The organism is Paraburkholderia unamae (genome assembly GCF_003096875.1).
Taxonomy (GTDB): Bacteria; Pseudomonadota; Gammaproteobacteria; order Burkholderiales; family Burkholderiaceae; genus Paraburkholderia; species Paraburkholderia unamae.
The window spans coordinates 1-2,254 of sequence record NZ_QEOB01000060.1 but is presented as its reverse complement, the minus strand read 5'-3'; the positions used below and the strand labels follow the sequence as shown (position 1 = coordinate 2,254).

The 2,254-nt window shown below is 64.0% G+C and carries 2 protein-coding genes and 1 pseudogene; all 3 read right to left on the bottom strand.

All coding sequences use genetic code 11. The features are described 5' to 3' along the window. Positions 1 to 129, bottom strand: a pseudogene (locus tag C7402_RS46010) (ABC transporter ATP-binding protein); the annotation flags it as partial. Positions 130 to 144: 15 nt separating this feature from the next. Next, positions 145 to 1,314: an ABC transporter permease subunit gene (locus C7402_RS46005; RefSeq protein WP_112173209.1), complete on the bottom strand. Its 1,170-nt coding sequence runs from the start codon at positions 1,312 to 1,314 to the stop codon at positions 145 to 147. Positions 1,315 to 1,330: 16 nt separating this feature from the next. After that, positions 1,331 to 2,254: branched-chain amino acid ABC transporter permease (locus C7402_RS46000; protein WP_133254679.1), on the bottom strand; the 924-nt coding region annotated here is incomplete at its 5' end.

Genomic DNA, 2,254 nt, shown 5'->3' with positions numbered 1-2,254 from the left:
GCCGTTCGGGCCGATCAGGCCGTAAATCGTGCCTTCCTCGATTTGCAGGCCGACATCGGACAGCGCCTGAAGGCCGCCGAAGCGTTTGTTCACGCCCTTCACGGACAGGCGGATAGGTTTGTTGCTCATCTTCTGTTCTCCCCCTTAGGCGCGAATCGGCTTCTTGCTGGCGCGCTTGGCAATCTTCGCGATCTTGTCTTCGTGCTTCGCCGCGGGCCACAGGCCTTCCGAGCGATACAGCATGATCACGACCATGGCGAGGCCGTAGAGCAACTGGCGAATGACTTCCGTATCGACGATTTCATGGCCGAACAGCGCATGCTGGAGCGGGCCCATCGTCGAGCGCAGGAACTCGGGGAAAATGGCGAGCAGCACGGCGCCGAGAATCACGCCCGGAATGTGGCCCATGCCGCCCAGCACCACGCAGGCGAGCACGACGACCGATTCCCAGAACGTGAACGATTCCGGCGACACGAAGCCCTGGAACGCACCGAACATCGCACCCGAAAGACCGCCGAACGACGCGCCCATCGCGAACGCGAGCAGCTTGACGTTACGGGTGTTGATGCCCATGGCCTTGGCGGCGATTTCGTCTTCGCGGATTGCGGCCCATGCACGGCCGATACGCGAGTGCTGCAAGCGCGTGCAGACCCAGATCACGAGCAGCGCGCAGATCACGAACACGTAGTAATACATGTAGACCGACGTGAACGTGAAGCCGAACACCTCGTGCGGCTGCGCGAGATTGAAGCCCGCGACATGCAGCGGCGCGACGCCGGTGATGCCCTGCGGCCCGTTGGTGATGTTCACCGGGCGGTCGAGGTTGTTCATGAAGATACGAACGATTTCCCCGAAGCCCAGCGTCACGATCGCGAGGTAGTCACCGCGCAGACGCAGTGTCGGCGCGCCGAGCAGGATACCGGCGAGCGCCGCGAGCGCCATCGCGCACGGCACCACGATCCAGTACGGCGTATGCAGGCCGCCCGGGAACATGCTGGCGATCCACGCGAACTGCGTGGTGAGGTGCGGCGAAGTCAGCAGCGCGGCCGTGTAGGCGCCCACCGCGTAGAACGCGATATAGCCCAGGTCCAGCAGGCCGGCGAAGCCCACCACCACGTTCAGGCCCAGCGCGAGCATCACGTACAGCATCGCGAAGTCGAGCACGCGCACCCAGTAGTTGCCGCCCGCGGCGCCGACCACGAAAGGCAGCGCGGCCACGACGATCGCGGTCACGACGCCAACCGCGAGGGTCTTCGTCGTGTTCTTTTCGGGGATGAGCGTCGTCGACGGCTCGATCGGTTGAATTGAAGTCATGTTGTGCTACTCCCTCTTATGCGCGGTCCGCGACACGTTCGCCCAGCAGCCCCGACGGACGGAACACGAGCACGACGATCAGCACGATGAATGCGAAGACGTCCTGATAGTTACTGCCGAACACCCCGCCGGTGAGGTTGCCGATATAGCCCGCGCCGAGCTGCTCGATCAGACCGAGCACCACGCCGCCGACCATCGCGCCGCCGAGGTTGCCGATACCGCCCAGCACCGCCGCGGTGAACGCCTTCATGCCGGGGATGAAACCCATGTAGAAGTGCGCGTTGCCGTATTCCGAAGCGATCATCACGCCGGCGAGCGCGGCGAGCGCGGAGCCGATCATGAAGGTGGCCGAGATCACGAAGTTCGGGTTCACGCCCATCAGGCTCGCGTTGGCCGGGTTTTCGGCGATGGCGCGCATCGCGCGGCCGAGCTTCGTGCGGTGCACGAGGAGCAGGAGGCCCGCCATCACGAGGAACGCGACGACGATGATGACGATTTCCGTCGGCGAGATCACGGCGCCCACGCCGGTATCACTCGGCTTGATGACGTTGATCGGATCGGTCGAGATGAGCTGCGGGAACGCGAGCGGATTGCGGCCCCAGATGATCATCGCGAGCGTCTGAAGCAGGATCGACACGCCGATCGCGGTGATCAGCGGCGCGAGACGCGGCGCGCGGCGCAGCGGCCGGTACGCGACTCTTTCGATCGTGTACCCGACGAACGAGCAAACGACCGCCGCCACCACAAGCGCAATGCACAGCGTGGGGATGTTCCCGAGACCAGGGAAATGATTCTGGATCACGTTGATCGCGGAGAGCGCGACCATGGCGCCCACCATGAGCACGTCGCCGTGCGCGAAGTTGATGATGCCCAGAATCCCGTACACCATGGTGTAGCCCAGTGCAATGATGGCGTAGATGCTGCCAAGCACCAGCCCATT

What these genes read in the sequence shown, in the direction of transcription:
- C7402_RS46005 (WP_112173209.1), bottom strand. Translation starts at nt 1,314, where the DNA reads ATGACTTCAATTCAACCGATCGAGCCGTCGACGACGCTCATCCCCGAA.